We start from the raw sequence: 17,548 nt of genomic DNA on the forward strand, positions 1-17,548 counted from the left end.
TGGGAATTATAAGCTAAAATACAATTTTGAAAGCAATTCACAACGCACTGCTTCTAGTTTTAATCTGTAATTTTGTTGGGAATTATAAGCTAAAATACAATTTTGAAAGCAATTCACAACTAACGCGGAGACCAAAAAGAATGATAAGGCGTTGGGAATTATAAGCTAAAATACAATTTTGAAAGCAATTTACAACACCGCCTACTAAATCTAATAATCCAAGTTTGTTGGGAATTATAAGCCAAAATACAATTTTGAAAGCAATTCACAACTACTATATCCGAGCTATAAAGGACAGTGTGGTTGGGAATTATAAGCTAAAATACAATTTTGAAAGCAATTCACAACACTGAATCCTTTCAGTCCTTCAAAGCGTATGTTGGGAATTATAAGCTAAAATACAATTTTGAAAGCTATTGTAGATCTTTTCTCGATAAATGTGTATGTGGTAGATCTATTCAAATAAGGACCTTAAATCTACTTTTAAGGCTTTGGATATTTTCAAAAGTGTTTTGACTGTTGGATTACTTTCTCCTCTCTCTATTCTACCGACTTGATTCTCAGATAAACCAATCTCTATAGCTAACTTGCTTTGAGAAAAATCTGTTGTTTCTTCTCTAATCCTTCTTATGGTAGCACCAAGGGCAACCAACGCCTTATATTGTTCATCTTTTATCACTGTATAAAATTCCGTCATAAAAAAATATTAATCCCACACATATATGTGTGTTTGTTATATTTTTTTATTATATTTGCTTTTGAATACATACATTTGCGTTTCTTCAATTAAAATATTTGAAGCATTCGCTTTGAATTTCGTCTTAGAAAACTGGTAATTTTAAAAGGAACGAAATAATAAGTACGATGCTCACGTCCCATGGCGTGGGCTCACTTATTGTTCCCCGGTATACCAGTACCTCTAAGGCAGTAAGCTGAGTTCCATGCCATTTTTTATGCCAATTAATTAGGCTAAACTCACTTCAAATTCTTAGCGTTATACCTTCACTTAAAAGTCTCGCTATTTGTTGTCACTATTTTATTAATTCTAACAAACTGTCAGCTTATGAACGCCTAATTGATTACTTATTAAAATACCTGCACCGAAAAAACCTTTTGAATACAAATGGACATAATTTAATTTGAGTTAGATATCGAATGGTGCAGGTTATTTTCTAACCTTAAAACTTGTTGCCTATGATAAACTAATAATAGTGAGGTCGCTTTGCTTCGTCCTCGCAACTCCTCGCTATAACACGCTAAAAAGAGGGTTGGGTGTTGATCTAGAAAACCAAACTTCCTTATTTATGCGACCATTACGCCAAATAGCGTGGATATAGAACAGATTTTATAACATACAAAATTGATATTATGAAATACTACAGACTAATAAAAGCTTTATTAATAGTGGCATTTATAACACTTATATTCTTTTGGCTTTCTGGCTGCGACGGTTTTACGCGAATTTAATGCCTGTTGAATTTTAAATTTTGAATTATAAATGTTGAGCTTACAGAACCCGACAAAGAAATGGATAACTCTAATTCAAATGATGCCTATGATAAATAATAACTAAGCCCTTCGACTGCGCTCAGGGTGACAAAATTAAGCGCAAAAAAAAGGCCCTCTATCTCTTCTTGGCGGTTGAATAGAGGACCATCGCTAACAAAACTAACGTTTCATTTAACTATACCAATATTATGAAAAATATTTCATTTTACAAGGGTGGTTCGGCTTTTTGGTACCTGATTCTTTTTGGGTTCTCACTATCCTACACCCCTGCACCAGCAAAAACCATACTGAGGCAAATGCAGTCGCAGCCACAGCAAAGCCAAATAAGCGGCACCATTACTGATGGTACAAGCCCATTACCCGGCGTTACCATTTCCATAAAAGGAAAAGCTACAGCCGGAACGATCTCTGATTTGAATGGAAAATATAACCTGACAGCATCCCCCAACGACATTCTTGTTTTTACGTTCATCGGCTTTAAAAACCTTACAATACCAATTAATACTCGCTCCGTTTTAGATATTCAGATGCAAGAAGATGCGACTGCATTGCAGGAAGTCAAAATTAATGCCGGTTACTATTCCGTCAAAGAAAGTGAACGCACGGGAAGCATTGCCCGAATAACGGCCGCAGCTATTGAAACCCAACCCGTCACTAATGTGCTCGCCGCCATGCAAGGTCGTATGGCTGGAGTGAGCATTATACAAACCACTGGCGTACCGGGAGGTGGATTTGATATTAAAATACGAGGGCAAAACAGTATTCGTACCGACGGAAATGCACCCCTATACATTATTGACGGTGTTCCTTATGCCACTGATCCTATTGGCTACAATCAAACCGCTTCTACATTTCCATCGGTTACCAGTCCTTTAAACAGTATTAATCCTGCAACTATTGAAAGCATTGAGGTACTAAAAGATGCGGATGCTACTGCCATTTATGGTTCCAAGGGCGCGAATGGGGTCGTGCTCATTACCACTAAAAGAGGAAAAACGGGAAAAACAACCGTCAACGTTAAATCGACAACTGGCGTTGGAACGGTGACTCGATTCATGAAACTAATGAATACGCAACAGTATCTTGCCATGCGCCGTCAGGCTTTTATTAATGATGGTATCGCTACCTTTCCTAAAACTGCCTATGATGTCAATGGGACTTGGGACCAGAACCGGTATACAGACTGGCAAAAAGAATTTATTGGCGGTACAGCACAATTTAACGATGTACAAGGTGTGCTCTCCGGAGGCTCTAATAAAACGCAGTTTTTGCTAAGCAGCACCTATCATACGGAAACCACAGTATTCCCCGGAGATTTTCTATATAAAAAAGGAGGTGCTCAATTTAATATGAACCATAGTTCTGAGGACAATAAATTTAAATTTACTTTTTCAGCGGGTTATAATCTCCAAAATAATGACCAGCCTGCTTTCGACCTGACCGCAAGCTCTCGCTCTCTCGCCCCAAATGCCCCAGCACTTTACAATGACGCCGGCAATCTCAATTGGGAAAATGGCACTTGGCAAAATCCTTTGCGCTTTATGGTCGCCAAATTTAAATCTAAAACGAATGACTTGGTATCGAATGCGGTAGTATCGTATGAAATTTTTCCAGCAGTTATTTTAAAAAGCAATTTTGGATTTACAGACTTAAGACATACCGAAACACGAACTTCACCTTCCACTATTTACAATCCTTCCTTTAATTTGACAAGTACCAATTCTAGTATCTACTTCAACACTACCAATCGACAGTCTTGGATTATAGAACCTCAACTGAATTGGGAAAAGGAATTAGGCGCAAGCAAAATTGGAGTGCTTTTAGGAGGAACCTTCCAAAACCAAAACACAAACCGTCTTTACCAATTTGGTAGTGGTTTTACATCCAACAGTCTTCTTTATGATTTGGCCTCAGCAACAACTGCTCGTGTTCTTTTTAGTGACGATGCACAATACAAATACCAAGCTTTTTTTGGAAGAATAAATTACAATTGGAACGAACGATACCTTTTCAATCTTACGGGAAGACGCGATGGTTCCAGTCGTTTTGGCCCCGGCAAACAGTTTGCTACTTTTGGTGCCATTGGGATGGCTTGGCTATTTTCCAAAGAAAATTTTCTAAAAGAAAACAGCTGGCTTAGCTTTGGAAAGCTTCGGGCCAGTTACGGTACCACCGGAAACGATCAAATTGGGGATTACCAATTCTTAAACACTTATACTTCCACAGGTATTCTTTATGATTCCAATGTAGGATTGCAACCTTCAAGACTCTTTAATCCCAACTTCAGATGGGAAATTAACAAAAAACTAGAAGCTGCGATAGAAGCGGGTTTTTTAAACGACCGACTATTTTTAACAGCGGCCTGGTACCAAAATCGATCTTCCAATCAACTTGTAGGTATACCATTGGCTGGTACAACAGGGTTCCAGACCCTACAAGCCAACTTAGATGCTACCGTAGAAAATGCAGGTTGGGAATTTACTTTACGGACGGTTAATTTTAGCACTAAAAATTTTAACTGGACAACCAATTTGAATCTTACATTTGCTCAGAATAAACTCTTACGCTACCCCGGTTTAGAAACATCTACAAACAGTCAAAAGTATCGTATTGGTCAACCTTTGAACATTGAATTACTGTACGACTACACGGGTATCGATCCACAAAAAGGAGTTTATCAATTTAAAGACATTAACAGCGATGGTGCTATCACCTTTCCCGAAGATAAACAAACAGCCGTTGATCTTAATCCTCAGTATTTTGGAGGAATTCAAAATCAGCTGAGTTACAAAAACTGGAAATTGGACTTCCTTTTCCAATTTGTAAAACAGGAAAAACGCAATTACACCATAGGATTTGTAGGACAAATGACTAATCAGCCTGCCCGATTGGCTGACAGTTGGCAGCAACTCGGCGACGATGCCACGGAACAACGCTATACAACCGGAGCAAACAGTGCAGCAGTGACTGCTAGTTCGCTGTACAATCAAAGTACTGGTATACTAACTGATGCTTCTTTTATACGGCTGAAAAACATTGCATTATCTTATGATTTGCCTCTCGTTATTCAAAATACAAAATGCCAAATCATTTTTCAGGGTCAAAATCTGCTGACTTTGAGTAGCTATAAAGATGGAGATCCCGAATTTATAACAGCTGGTTTCTTACCTCCTCTAAAAATTATTACCGCAGGAATTCAACTCACTTTCTAACAATACAACTATGAAAACAATAACACTTAAACCGACTTCTAATCATCGCTTCTGGTTGGTATTCCCAGTAGCATTGGCAATACTTTGTATAACGTCCTGTGATTCTTTTGTGGAAGTGGAACTGCCAAAATCACAATTAACCACCGTTACTGTATTCAATGAATACGCTACGGCTGAAGGTGCCTTAACCGATATTTATTCAAAGATTAGAGACCAAGGTCTGTTGACTGGCACTTCAGCAGGTCTCTCCTATCAGCTAGCTAATTATACCGATGAATTTACTTGTTACTCCGCTCCGGGGGGACCTGCTCTACCATTTTACTTCAATACGCTCCTACCAGCCAATACTTCAATTTCTAGCTATTGGAATAGTTCTTACAATCAAATTTTCGCTACCAATGCTGTAATGGAAGGTGTTCAGAAGAGTGCTAAACTGTCTGTCAAACAAAAAGAGCAGCTTACAGGAGAGGCCCTTTTTATAAGAGCACTGATACATTTCTATCTCACAAATCTTTATGGGGAAATTCCTTATATCCTAACTACAGATTACCAAAGTAATACTATAGTCAAAAAAAATACTGTAAATGAAGTTTACACACTGGTAATTTCAGACTTAGATTCAGCAATTAATCTATTGTCACAACAATATGACGGACCTGAGAGGATTCGTCCAAATCAGTTTGTGGCTAAAGCCCTTTTGGCAAGGGTATATCTTTACCATGGAGCCTGGGCGGAAGCAGCTAATGCTTCCTCGGCACTTTTAAATGCTACAAGCCTGTATGTTCTTGAAAATAGCATTACTACTGTTTTTCTTAAAAATTCAAAAGAGGCCATTTGGCAACTGCAGCCTGCTACAGCTGGTAAAAATACCGATGAAGCCGCCTCATTTATCTTCCTTTCAGGTCCTCCGACGATGGTGGCGCTATCTGATAACCTGATAAAATCCTTCACTGCGTCTGACTTAAGAAGGAGTAACTGGATTAAGACCGTGTTAAAAGGTAGCGAAATATGGTACCATCCATTTAAATACAAAGCATTCAATGCGACGGCCACCTCGGTAGAATATTCGATTGTTTTTCGTTTAGCCGAGCAATATCTGATACGAGCTGAAGCAAGAGCACAGCAAGGCGATCTGATTGGCGCAAAAGAAGATCTTAACAAAATTAGAAAACGTGCAGGATTAAATGAAACACCTGTCAATACACAGCAGGAAATTTTAAATGCAGTACTACAGGAAAGAAGATGGGAATTATTTACCGAATACGGACATCGATTTTTTGATCTAAAACGCTTTGGAAAAATTGATTCAGTCCTGTCTGCAACGAAGGCAGGATGGAATTCAACTGATGTATTATTTCCGTTGCCTCAAAATGAACTGAGTGTAAATCCAAACCTACGTCCGCAAAATAATGGCTATTAAAATCTATAGTATGGTAATACAAACTATTTCCGTTCGAAAGAAAATCAAAAAAGGAAAACACTTGCACCTGAATCTAAAACTTATTTTATTTTTAGTATTGATTTTTGCATTTTCAACCTGTCCTATTTGGGGGCAGGTGGTGCAAAAAAAACAGCTCATGGAATCTGACTATCATTTATGGGGAAAATTAAATCTCGATAAAGTAGCATCAAATGGCGGATGGACCAGTTATAGCATGCGCTATGAAAAAGGAGCTGATACTTTGTTCGTGAGCAATACTAACACGAGTAAAAAATTCGCTTTTCCATCTGGGAAAAATTCGCTTTTCGCCGGAACAAATTATTTTGTTTGTATGGATGACAAAGGAGCTTTGCGAATTTTAAATTTAATTAGCGGAAAACAAGAACATTATCCTCCAGTCAGCCAATACGATTATTCTGCAGAAACGAACCAGATTGTCCTACTAAGTAAAGAAGAACAGGTCCTAAAAATTATAAACCTGAAGACTGGCGTAACTGATACCGTTAATGATGTTCAAAGTTTTAAAATGGATCCTAGTAAAAAGGAACTTGTTTTTACGAAAATCAAAAATCAAAAGCAATCCATTGGCTTACTTCGCTTAGGAAATAGAAGTACAATAAACTGGATTATCGCAAACAGTTCCAATCATTTCCGTTATTTTACCTGGCATGAACTCGGCAAATCAATCGCCTTTTATACCTTTAACCTTTCAGATTCTGATGATACTAAACTGTATTTCTATAATCTAAAAGATAAGGCTTTACTGGAATTGGATCCTACAACTCAGAAGAATTTTCCAACTGATAAAATCTTGGATAGAAAAATGGTGTACCCTTTGACAATATCCGCTGATGGATTGAGCGTCTTTTTTGGGCTCTGTCCTCAATCGGAACAAGAACAAAAAAAAACGGCTGATAGTGTCGAAGTTTGGAATGGCAATGCTAAATGGATTTATCCTTTTGAGAAAATAAAAAGCCAGCCAAACTCACAGGTTACATTAGCGGTATGGTTTCCCCATCTTAAACGTATAAACTTAATTTCGTCTCCTGCTTTACCAAAAGTGATGCTGGCAGGTAATCAGGATTTTGCCATTTTATCCAACCCTAAAGAATACGAGCCTCAATTTGAATATGAAGGCCCAAGGGATTTTTATATCAAGAACTTAAAAACCGGAGAAACAGAAATTTTACTTCGCAAACACAAATCCTTTAGTAAATATCTATTACCCTCACCTTCTGGAAAATACGTCGCCTATTTTAAGGACGATCATTGGTGGGTGTATGATATTGCAAAAAGAACGCATCAAAACGTAACTAAAAATAGCAATACATCCTTTTGTGGAAAAGTGCATATGCTTGACGGAACCGCTGCGTATGGAAATGTGGGATGGAGTAAAAATGATGATGACTTAATTGTTTACGATCAATACGATTTATGGACCATAAAATCCGATGGCACCACTAGTAAAAGGCTTACACATGGGAGGGAAAAGCAAATAACATTCAGAATTGCGTCACTCGCCGATAGTGATCTTTTTAAATCCAATTTTGACGGTAATAAAAGTAAAACTATCAATCTAGACCTCGAGCAAATTTTAAGTGCGTCAGGGGCTGATCAAAAAACGGGCTATTTCAAGTGGAAAAGTAATTTTGGAGAAAAGCCAATTGTTTATAAAGACAGCTATATTGATCAAATGCACTATATGCAGGAACAGCACGTGTATATCTATCAGGAACAGAAATCAGACCTCTCGCCTCGCTTGATGTTTCAAAAAAATTCCGCAACACCAAAATCTTTTTTCGAAAGTAATCCGCAACAGTCAAAATACCACTGGGGAACCTCAAAGCTTATTTACTTTCGCAATTCCATGGGACAGATCCTAAAAGCAGTTTTATATTATCCGGCTAATTATGATTCCAAAAAAAAATATCCAATGATTGTTAATGTCTATGAGAAGCAATCCGATAAAATTCATTTTTACCACAATCCTAGCCTATTAATGCAAGCAGGATATAACCGAACTGTTTTTACATCAAAAGACTATTTTGTACTTTGTCCTGATATTGAACATGAGCAAGGAAAAGCAGGATTCAATGCTGTAGATTGTACGGTATCTGCAACCAAAGAAATAATCAAACTCGGTTTAGCGGACCCAAAAAAAATTGGACTAATTGGACACTCATTTGGGGGTTATGAAAGTGCCTTTATTATTACTCAAACCAATATATTTGCAGCAGCAGTTGCTGGAGCCGCAGCAACGGATTTAACTAGTTTTTATTTGACTGTTGGCTGGGATACAGGAAGACCTGACATGTATCGTTTTCAAAGTGAGCAATGGCGGTTAGGAAAAACTCCTTTCGAAGACCCTTCATTGTACACAAGAAATTCACCAGTTGCGAATGCGAGTTCTATTGAAACTCCATTACTATTATGGACAGGAAAAGAAGACCAACATGTGGACTGGCATCAAAGTGTGGCATTTCATTTAGCACTTCGCAGATTGGGGAAAAAGAATATCATGCTACTTTATCCCGATGAAAAACACGTCATATTAAAACCAAACAAGCAGAAAGACCTCAGCCACAGAATACAGGAATGGTTTGATTACTATCTCAAGGAACGAACATCCAGGTCATGGATTAATGAGGGCATTAAGTAATTATTTTATCTAAAAAACAGTGCAGTTCCGAGATGGAACTGCACTGCTCTTTTTGCTCGACTGATAATTAGTTTGAAGGACGATACAGAATCTCACTACAATTATTATCTCTTCCGAACGCCTGAACACCGTTTACCTCGCAAATTAAACCAGGATTGGTATCACAATTTACCTCGACACTACAGGGCCCTTCTGGTCCATCCATGTACCCTTGTTTCGGAGTAGCTAAATTAGATCCACTTTGCATCGAAGTCGTTAAAAAGGCTCCTGAAATGCCTAGGATTGCAACTACTGCAAAAGGCATGATCGTTTTAAAAAATGTCGTTTTCATAATAAAAAGTATTAAAATTAAACTTACTATTGACCTACTTTTTTCTACAGGTTTTCGATCTTTTTTCCTGATACTGGCCGGTATATTTTTATAAATGAGAATGCATTCACATTCCATTTATCATTTCTTTTTTAAGACTGTCATTCAATTCGTAAATTTTTAATTTGGTCCCAAGAATCACATACAAGTGGGTTTTCGTAACAAATAAAGATTGGAGTTTATTCTCCTTGACACCAAAAATTGGAAAACTCAAAACATAGGTGTTCTTTTTTAGATTATATACGTCAATAATAGCGGCTTGTTTCCACATGGCATCATCCTCATATAATCCCGGAACCTTCGATTCAACAAATAAAAGGTTGCTTTTTGTAGCAGTGTTTGCATTTACAAGAGCGGGTGGAGAGGCCATTTTTCGTTGTGAACCTTCTTTTAAATAAGCTACTTTAATCTTAGCATTTGATATGGTGTCAATCGTATGTTGCCTTTGTTTCAAGCTTCCTTTTTTATCCGCTAAAATAATCTCATTACGATAGAAATAAACATAAACTATTCTACCTAATTCAGCATTAAAAAGCAACATCCCATCGGTATCAAAAATACCATCTATTTGTTTTTGCAATAGAGCTGGCAAATACTGAACTTTAGGAGATCGATTCGAGTTAAAAACACCAAGAATATGGGCGGCTCCTTCCCTAGTATTATTTCGGAAAACCATGCTAATACTATCGATAGGTTCTGTTAGGGTAAAATTAGGAACGCCTTTTAACTCCTCTGTAATTTTCCAATCCTCAATGCTGCCTTTAAAAATTCTAGGCACACTTCCATCAGTTAGAAAAAAGTAATTTCCTCTGATTAAAACTTTTACCGAGCGAAAAGGAAGATTCCTATTTTTAAAATCAATTTCAATTCCTTTTACTGCTGTAAAACTGGAATCCATTGATAGCATGCGAAGCGGGTCTGTATAATTACCAAGATACATCGTGCCCTGGTTGTACCCTGAAAAATAGTAGGAATTAAATTTTAAATCTACCGAATGTACCAGCTCAATAGAGCGTCGGATATACCGCCTAACGAACGGATTTTTTCGTTGCATTAAATCCTCGGAGCAAAGAAAAAGAAAAATCACAATGCCGGTACTCGATACTATTGCGATAGGAATACTTTTAACAAGAGGCAGTCGTATTTGAAATCGTCTATTTTCAGTATTTATTTGATTTTGCCAAACCAATGCTACAACAGCTAATACAACAAATGCACAGTTAAATACAAGATGGGTATTCCAACTCATTTTTTCCAATATACCGCCGCAAGAACAAGGAACAAAGGCACTAAAATGCAGCACAATAAAAATATAGCTTGTAAACATGGTCATCAAACTTAGCAAGGCAAAAAGACCTAAAGTACGCCACTTCGGAATTGCCAGTAATACTACTATTCCAAGTTCAATTATCGGAACTAACCCAGATACCCACCATGCGAAAGCACTTAATAACGGAGACTGTCCCAATTGAACTTGAAAATTTTCGAAATCAAGTAATTTACTGACCGCAGCGTATATAAATAATAGAACGTATAAAAGACAAATTAATTCAACGGCAACACGCTTGATTTTGTTTATTTGTTTCATAACTCTATAGTTTTTCAGTAGACTACTTTTTTAAATAAATCCGTAACATTAGCTAAATCCAAAACAAATTTAGGTCCGTTATTTTAAAGATAGCGTGTCTAAAACAAGCCAATAGTTTTCAGAAATAAGCCATTTTATCCTTTTAGAAAAACAATAAAAAAAAGTGCTTACCACTATTTTGTTTGGTAAGCACTTCATTTTGCTTTGCGGCCGTTTTTGCTATTTACAAGCTGCACTTAAAGTAGTAAGTTTTTGATTTAATTCTACAATTCCAGCTTTTTGAAGACACTCTTCAGCTACATTTTTAAGCTCTGAGAGTCCTTCTTTCGACAGGCTACCTAATACGCCCGAAACATCATTTTCCATTGTCATTCCCCGCTCAATAATATGATGCAACAACAGTACATTTTTTCGTGAAATTTTCAAATCAATTTTCACCATCTCATTCATTCCAGGCGTGCTCAATATCGTATCAAACACTTTAGCCACATCATTCGTTGTCAGCATAATTTTCACGTTTTAATTAATAATTTACTGTTACAAAGGTATAAAGGGACATATTAACTTTGATAGGCAAAATATACCTATCATAGGTAAGATTACTACCGCTTACTTAACTTCGTATCTGATTCAAACTTTCAACTTAAAAATTCATGGTACCAGATACTATTTTTTCTTTTAGATAAGTGCCAAAAACCTTCCTGATAATAGTCAGGACTTTGTCACTTTTAAATCAAAATATTGCTTTGAAAAAGCACTTTCTAAATTAAAAATTTTGAACAAAACCGATTTGGATTTGGGGAGCAGAACAGTTCAAAATTTTGCCTAGCGTGCCTTTTCTTTGAGTATTATAGGTAAAGACAATAATACGCTTTGAAAAAATTGTAATCTTTAAAAATTATAGCAGTAGGCTTTTACACGCTCCGAAATACTGTTTTTACTATCTCCGATTTTAAAAAGAGGCTATAAATAAGAAATCAGCTTTTTAAGCATTTTAGAAATGTTTGAAGATCTAATAGACATAAAAGTATATAAAAGATTGCCACGTTCCTGCAATCGGCAAGATGTCCGGTTGTATCACAACCGATATCTTGCTGCCTATTCACTCGGGACTCGTGGGCAGTGAAACTGAAAGATTAAAAGAGCTTTAAAACAATAAAATGATAGATGATGGAAGAGCAAAACAACCGAACAAAGTGGCTTCATCTGCGGTTAACTCCTGATGAATATCAAAAGATAATGAAGGAGTTTAATAAATCAACCTGTCGAAAAATGAGCGATTACGCTAGAAAAAATCTTTTACAAAAACCTATAATCAGTACGTATCGAAATCAATCCTTAGACGATTTTATGGCAGAAATGATTCGCCTGAGAGGCGAACTTAATGCAATTGGACACAACTTTAATCAGGCTGTAAAAAAGTTGCACACACTGCATCAAATTAGTGATTTTAAGCGTTGGCTTATCAGCTATGAATTGGAAAAAAAGATGCTTTTTAATAAGGTGGATGAAATCAAAAAACATATTCAAAAATTTGCGGAATCATGGTTGCAATAATCAAAACTGGTCATTCCATAAATCGGATTTTGAACTATAATGAAAACAAAGTTCAGCAAGGTGTGGCGGATTGTATCGGGGCCGGAAATTACCCGGTCGATATAGAAAAAATGGCTTTTATGATGAAACTAAACCGGTTCTTGAAACAGGCTGATTTAAATGAAAATGTGAAACGGAACAGCGTTCACATTTCCCTCAATTTTGATGTAACTGAAAAAGCAATTCCAAAAGAGAAATTAATGGAAATAGCGGACACTTATATGGCGAAAATTGGTTTTAAAGAACAACCCTATCTGGTGTATCAACATCATGATGCCGGACATCCTCATATTCATATCATTTCTCTAAAAGTCAGGGATGATGGCAGCCGAATTGACATGCAGAATATTGGTCGAAACCAGTCTGAAAAAGCCCGAAAAGAAATCGAAACGGCGTTTGGATTGGTTCCGGCGGAGAAGCACAAACGAGAAAAAGAATTAGTAGTAAAACTTGTTGATACCAACAAAGTGGAATACGGACGCACGGAAACCAAACGGGCTATAACCAACGTCTTGGATAAAGTGATCCAGAATTATAAATACACCAGCCTACCAGAATTAAATGCAGTGCTACAACAATATAATATTGCAGCCGACAGAGGAAGCGAAAATTCAAGGATTTTTCAAAACAGAGGTTTAATATATCGCATACTGGATCAAGGTGGTAATAAGGTTGGTGTTCCCATTAAAGCCAGTGACTTTTACAGCAAACCAACGCTAAAATTTTTAGAAGAACGATTTATTCAAAATGACAAGGCACGAGCACCTTATAAGTCCAGAATAAAAAATGCTGTTGATATTGCATTACTAAATAAGAAAAAAATGTCTATTCAGGAACTTGCAAGAATAGTAGAAGTGTCTGGAATCAAAATGGTTCTTCGGCAAAATGCAGAGGGTTTGATTTACGGTATCACCTATGTGGATCACCAAACTCAAAGTGTATTTAATGGAAGTGCTTTGGGGAAATTATACAGTGCAAAAGCCATTCAGGAGCGCTGTGGTTTAAATGAATTGGTGCATCAAAAGACAGCTGTTTACAAAGTTAAAAAATCCGATGGGATTTCCTTGCAATCAGACTCTAGAGAAGTTAGACATACTTCCGTTGGTGAAAATTCTAAAAAAAGTATAACGGGCGATGATACTAACGTGATTGCAAAATTTGTTAACGCACTCACGCAGTCGGAATACGACTCTTCTTACCTGCCCAATCAACTAAAAGGCAAGAAGAAAAAAAAGAAACGAAAAGGACAATCTGATAACCAATAAAAGAAATCATTATGGCTATGCAAACAGGCGAAAACGAACAGGCATTGCGGAAAATTCTAGATATGACCCGACTCATTAGTATTGTACTTTTACTACTCCATTTTTATTATTACTGCCATAGCGCCTTCCAAGAATGGGGTATTGTTAGTGCCTTTAGTGATTCTATTTTAGGTAACATACATCGTACGGGATTATTCAGTTACTTTCATAAATCAAAGATTTTTACTTTGGGATTTTTATTGATTTCCTTACTTGGAGCAAAAGGCCGCAAAGACGAAAAACTGAATCATAAAACAGCTATTGTCTATATCATTACAGGTGTATTATTTTACTTTCTAAGCTACTTATCACTGTTCATAAAAACAGATACTACTGCAATAGCAATTGTTTATATCGGTAGTACGACTTTCGGATTTTTATTAATGCTTTCGGGAGGGACATTACTCTCGCGGATTATAAAAAACAGGTTAAACAATAAAGATATTTTCAACAAAGAAAATGAAACCTTTCCACAGGAAGAACGATTGCTGGAAAATGAATATTCCATCAATCTTCCGGCGCGGTATCATTTGAAAGATAAAGTACGAAACAGCTGGATCAATATCATTAATCCCTTCCGCGCTTTGATGGTTTTGGGAACTCCTGGATCGGGTAAATCCTATTTTGTAATTCGGCATGTCATCACCCAACACATTCGCAAAGGATTTACGATGTTTATTTATGATTTTAAGTTTGATGACCTTTCAAAAATCACTTATAATACCTGGCTTAAATACAAACATCTCTATCCCACTCCACCGCAGTTTTATGTAATCAATTTTGATGACCTAACTCGCACACACCGATGCAATCCACTGGAGCCTTCAGCTATGACAGACATCACGGATGCGGCGGAATCAGCACGAACTATATTACTGGGTTTAAATAAGGAATGGATCAAAAGACAGGGTGACTTTTTTGTCGAATCGCCTATCAATTTTCTGACTGCGATCATTTGGTATTTGAGTAAGTATAAGGATGGACAATTCTGTACGCTGCCGCATGTTATTGAGCTCATGCAATTGGATTATGACAACCTGTTTACGATATTACGTACCGAGAAGGAAATTGAGGTACTCATCAATCCGTTTATAACTGCCTATCTAAATGATGCCATGGAACAACTGGAGGGACAAATTGCTTCCGCTAAGATTGCCATGGCCCGCCTATCATCTCCACAATTGTATTATGTGTTATCTGGAAATGACTTTACATTAGACATTAATAATCCGGCCGAACCCAAGATTGTCTGCATGGGGAATAATCCCCAGAAAATACAAATTTATGGTGCCGTATTATCCCTATATGTTTCTCGCTTGGTAAAACTCGTTAATCAAAAAGGAAAACTCAAAAGCAGTCTGATCTTTGATGAATTTCCGACTATCTATCTCAACAATATGGACAGTCTGATTGCCACAGCCCGAAGCAATAAAGTAGCCACTTGCTTAGGGATTCAGGACTTTAGTCAGTTACGCAAGGATTACGGTCGAGAACAAGCGGATGTGATTATGAATATCACCGGAAATATTGTGAGCGGTCAGGTAACTGGTGATACAGCAAAACAACTTTCCGAACGTTTCGGGAAAATTATGCAGGACAGAGAAAGTTTATCGATAAACAGCGGAGACACCTCCATCAGCCGTTCTAAACAATTGGAATCAGCGGTCCCTCCTTCTAAAATTTCTTCTTTGAGCTCCGGTGAATTTGTAGGAATGGTTGCCGATGATCCTAATTGCAAAATTGAACTGAAAACGTTTCATTGTGAAATTGTCAATGACCACGAAGGGCTAAAAAAAGAAGAAGATAATTATAAAGATATTGCCATTATTAGGAAGATTGATACAGCTATTGTGCAACGAAATTATCTGCAAATTAAGCAGGATATTCAGGAGATCATGCAATCTGAAATTGAGTGCCTTTTAAATGATCCGAGTCTGGCGTATTTGGTATTGAAGAAGTGAGTTTTTCAATGATTTGCATTTGGGCATGAGGTTTCCCGTAAAATAGTTTCAAAAATCTTTTGTATCATTGCCATTGAGGAATATTCGTACTTAAAGAAGCAATTTATAGTTTGTAAACCAACATTTTTTTTATCTTTAAACCGGATTATCAATCTAAGCTAATTTAATGCTAAAACAAAACCCCGAACAAATCGCTAGAGACCATATCGACAAACAGTTGATCGCTTGTGGTTGGATTATTCAGGATAAGAAAAAAACAAACTTGGCAGCCGGATTAGGTATCGCTATTCGCGAGTACCAAACTGATATTGGCCCAGCTGATTACGTTTTATTTGTAGATAAAAAAGCCGTTGGTATCATTGAAGCTAAGCGCGAAGAAGAAGGCATTCATTTAACTTCAGTTGAAGAACAATCGTCGCAATATGCTAACGCCAAACTCCGTTTATTAAACAACGATCCATTGCCTTTTGTGTATGAAAGTACAGGAGAAATAACTCGTTTTACGGATTACAGAGATCCAAAACCACGTTCCCGAAATGTATTCACCTTTCATCGTCCAGAAACTTTTTTGCAATGGTCGAAAGAAACTAAAACATTGCGAGCTCGTTTACACGACATTCCTACTTTACCAGTTGATGGTTTGCGTGATTGTCAAATTACAGCTATAACCAATTTAGAAAAATCTTTCAAAGACCAACGCCCTAAAGCCTTGATTCAAATGGCTACGGGTTCAGGAAAAACTTTTACGGCGATTTCTTTTATTTATCGCTTGTTAAAATATTCCAAAGCCAAACGAATTTTATTTTTGGTAGATACTAAAAACTTGGGAGAACAAGCCGAAGGGGAATTCCGTTCCTATACTGCCAGTGAAGACAATCGTTTGTTTACTGAATTATATGGCGTAACCCGTTTAAGTAGTTCGTTTATTCCTAATGATAGTCAAGTATATATCAGTACTATTCAAAGAATGTATTCTATTTTGAAGGAAACGGAATTGGATGAAAGTGCCGAAGAGGAAAATCCCAACGAACTGCGCTTTGAACCCAGAGAAGCAGTTCCAGTGGGTTACAATGAAAAAGTGCCAATTTAGTTCTTTGATTTTGTGGTTATTGACGAATGCCATCGCAGTATTTACAACTTGTGGAAACAAGTATTAGATTATTTTGATGTGTTTCAAATTGGTTTAACTGCTACACCTGACAATAGAACCTTTGGTTATTTTAACCAAAACCTGGTTTGCGATTATGGGTATGAAAAAGCCGTCATTGATGGTGTTTTGGTTCCGTACAATGTATTCACGGTAGAAACAAAGATCACTAAAGAAGGGAGCGTCATCAACATAGGCGAAAAAGTAGACAAACGAGAACGACTGACCCGAAAAAGATTTTGGGAAGCCATTGATGAAGATGAAGTCTATAGCGGAAAACAATTAGACAAAGAAATTGTAAACCCCAGTACCATACGAACGATTATCAAAGCAGTTAAAGAAAATTTACCGGCTATGTTTCCCGACCGTTTGGATGAAAACGGTGTTTTTGAAGTGCCAAAATTATTGATATTTGCCAAAACGGATTCTCATGCCGAAGATATTATCGAAATCGTCCGGGAGGAATTTGGAGAACAAAATAAATTCTGTAAAAAGATAACCTATAAAAGTTTAGAAGATCCTAAATCAGTCTTACAGCAATTTCGTAACGATTACTACCCTCGTATCGCAGTAACTGTAGATATGATTGCGACTGGAACTGACATCCGACCGCTTGAAGTATTGTTGTTTATGCGTGATGTAAAAAGCCGTTCTTATTATGAACAAATGAAAGGGCGTGGTACCAGAACCTGTTGTGTGGAAGAGTTAAAAGCCAAAGGAACGCCTTCCGCCAAATACAGCAAAGATCATTTTGTGATTAT

General features: G+C 37.0%; 10 protein-coding genes, 1 pseudogene and 1 CRISPR repeat array (1 of these 12 only partly in view). Of the genes and pseudogenes, 7 read left to right on the forward strand and 4 right to left on the reverse strand.

Annotated elements, in window-relative coordinates; genetic code table 11:
- A CRISPR array of direct repeats spans window positions 1-424; the repeat unit is 46 nt; unit sequence GTTGGGAATTATAAGCTAAAATACAATTTTGAAAGCAATTCACAAC; it begins 2,862 nt to the left of the window's first position.
- 30 nt (window positions 425-454) lie between these two features.
- Window positions 455-697, reverse strand: a complete 243-nt coding sequence (locus tag ACP7AV_RS16420) for a helix-turn-helix domain-containing protein (RefSeq protein ID WP_426092877.1) — start codon at window positions 695-697, stop codon at window positions 455-457.
- 1,000 nt (window positions 698-1,697) lie between these two features.
- Here ACP7AV_RS16420 and ACP7AV_RS16425 point away from each other — a divergent pair.
- The 3 genes from ACP7AV_RS16425 to ACP7AV_RS16435 are packed head-to-tail and all read left to right on the forward strand — an operon-like array spanning window position 1,698 to window position 8,821.
- Window positions 1,698-4,721 carry a SusC/RagA family TonB-linked outer membrane protein gene (locus ACP7AV_RS16425; RefSeq protein ID WP_426092879.1) on the forward strand — a complete coding sequence of 1,008 codons (3,024 nt, stop codon included), beginning with the start codon at window positions 1,698-1,700 and terminating at the stop codon, window positions 4,719-4,721.
- Between the two features lie 10 nt (window positions 4,722-4,731).
- On the forward strand, window positions 4,732-6,141 hold the full coding sequence (locus ACP7AV_RS16430) for a RagB/SusD family nutrient uptake outer membrane protein (protein WP_426092881.1): 1,410 nt from the start codon (window positions 4,732-4,734) through the stop codon (window positions 6,139-6,141).
- Between the two features lie 10 nt (window positions 6,142-6,151).
- Window positions 6,152-8,821: a S9 family peptidase gene (locus ACP7AV_RS16435; RefSeq protein ID WP_426092882.1), complete on the forward strand. Its 2,670-nt coding sequence runs from the start codon at window positions 6,152-6,154 to the stop codon at window positions 8,819-8,821.
- Between the two features lie 67 nt (window positions 8,822-8,888).
- On the opposite strand, the gene ACP7AV_RS16440 is transcribed toward ACP7AV_RS16435, so the two are convergent.
- The 3 genes from ACP7AV_RS16440 to ACP7AV_RS16450 all read right to left on the reverse strand — a co-directional run bounded on the left by ACP7AV_RS16440 (window position 8,889) and on the right by ACP7AV_RS16450 (window position 11,286).
- On the reverse strand, window positions 8,889-9,152 hold the full coding sequence (locus ACP7AV_RS16440) for a hypothetical protein (protein ID WP_426092883.1): 264 nt from the start codon (window positions 9,150-9,152) through the stop codon (window positions 8,889-8,891).
- A gap of 106 nt (window positions 9,153-9,258) precedes the next feature.
- Window positions 9,259-10,779, reverse strand: a complete 1,521-nt coding sequence (locus ACP7AV_RS16445; protein WP_426092885.1) for a MauE/DoxX family redox-associated membrane protein — start codon at window positions 10,777-10,779, stop codon at window positions 9,259-9,261.
- A gap of 219 nt (window positions 10,780-10,998) precedes the next feature.
- Window positions 10,999-11,286 carry a hypothetical protein gene (locus ACP7AV_RS16450; RefSeq protein ID WP_417959895.1) on the reverse strand — a complete coding sequence of 96 codons (288 nt, stop codon included), beginning with the start codon at window positions 11,284-11,286 and terminating at the stop codon, window positions 10,999-11,001.
- 660 nt (window positions 11,287-11,946) lie between these two features.
- On the opposite strand from ACP7AV_RS16450, the gene ACP7AV_RS16455 reads away from it, so the two are divergent.
- The 4 genes and pseudogenes from ACP7AV_RS16455 to ACP7AV_RS16470 all read left to right on the forward strand — a co-directional run.
- Complete coding sequence (locus ACP7AV_RS16455) at window positions 11,947-12,336, forward strand: plasmid mobilization protein (protein WP_426092886.1); 390 nt, start codon at window positions 11,947-11,949, stop codon at window positions 12,334-12,336.
- Window positions 12,324-13,640 carry a relaxase/mobilization nuclease domain-containing protein gene (locus ACP7AV_RS16460; RefSeq protein WP_426092887.1) on the forward strand — a complete coding sequence of 439 codons (1,317 nt, stop codon included), beginning with the start codon at window positions 12,324-12,326 and terminating at the stop codon, window positions 13,638-13,640. Before ACP7AV_RS16455 ends, ACP7AV_RS16460 begins: the two co-directional genes overlap by 13 nt.
- A gap of 17 nt (window positions 13,641-13,657) precedes the next feature.
- Complete coding sequence (gene mobC / locus ACP7AV_RS16465) at window positions 13,658-15,640, forward strand: conjugal transfer protein MobC (protein ID WP_426092898.1); 1,983 nt, start codon at window positions 13,658-13,660, stop codon at window positions 15,638-15,640.
- 166 nt (window positions 15,641-15,806) lie between these two features.
- A pseudogene (locus ACP7AV_RS16470) lies at window positions 15,807-17,462 on the forward strand (DEAD/DEAH box helicase family protein); the annotation flags it as partial.
- Window positions 17,463-17,548 lie beyond the last annotated feature (86 nt).

The sequence above is a fragment of the Flavobacterium sp. DSR3-2 genome (assembly GCF_049896525.1).
Lineage (GTDB): Bacteria > Bacteroidota > Bacteroidia > Flavobacteriales > Flavobacteriaceae > Flavobacterium.

Bases quoted from the DNA above. Each gene is read 5' to 3' on its own strand.
- ACP7AV_RS16450 (WP_417959895.1), bottom strand. From the start codon at position 11,286: ATGCTGACAACGAATGATGTGGCTAAAGTGTTTGATACGATATTGAGC.
- mobC (WP_426092898.1), top strand. From the start codon at position 13,658: ATGCAAACAGGCGAAAACGAACAGGCATTGCGGAAAATTCTAGATATG.
- ACP7AV_RS16420 (WP_426092877.1), bottom strand. From the start codon at position 697: ATGACGGAATTTTATACAGTGATAAAAGATGAACAATATAAGGCGTTG.
- ACP7AV_RS16425 (WP_426092879.1), top strand. From the start codon at position 1,698: ATGAAAAATATTTCATTTTACAAGGGTGGTTCGGCTTTTTGGTACCTG.
- ACP7AV_RS16430 (WP_426092881.1), top strand. From the start codon at position 4,732: ATGAAAACAATAACACTTAAACCGACTTCTAATCATCGCTTCTGGTTG.
- ACP7AV_RS16445 (WP_426092885.1), bottom strand. From the start codon at position 10,779: ATGAAACAAATAAACAAAATCAAGCGTGTTGCCGTTGAATTAATTTGT.
- ACP7AV_RS16435 (WP_426092882.1), top strand. From the start codon at position 6,152: ATGGTAATACAAACTATTTCCGTTCGAAAGAAAATCAAAAAAGGAAAA.
- ACP7AV_RS16460 (WP_426092887.1), top strand. From the start codon at position 12,324: ATGGTTGCAATAATCAAAACTGGTCATTCCATAAATCGGATTTTGAAC.
- ACP7AV_RS16455 (WP_426092886.1), top strand. From the start codon at position 11,947: ATGATGGAAGAGCAAAACAACCGAACAAAGTGGCTTCATCTGCGGTTA.
- ACP7AV_RS16440 (WP_426092883.1), bottom strand. From the start codon at position 9,152: ATGAAAACGACATTTTTTAAAACGATCATGCCTTTTGCAGTAGTTGCA.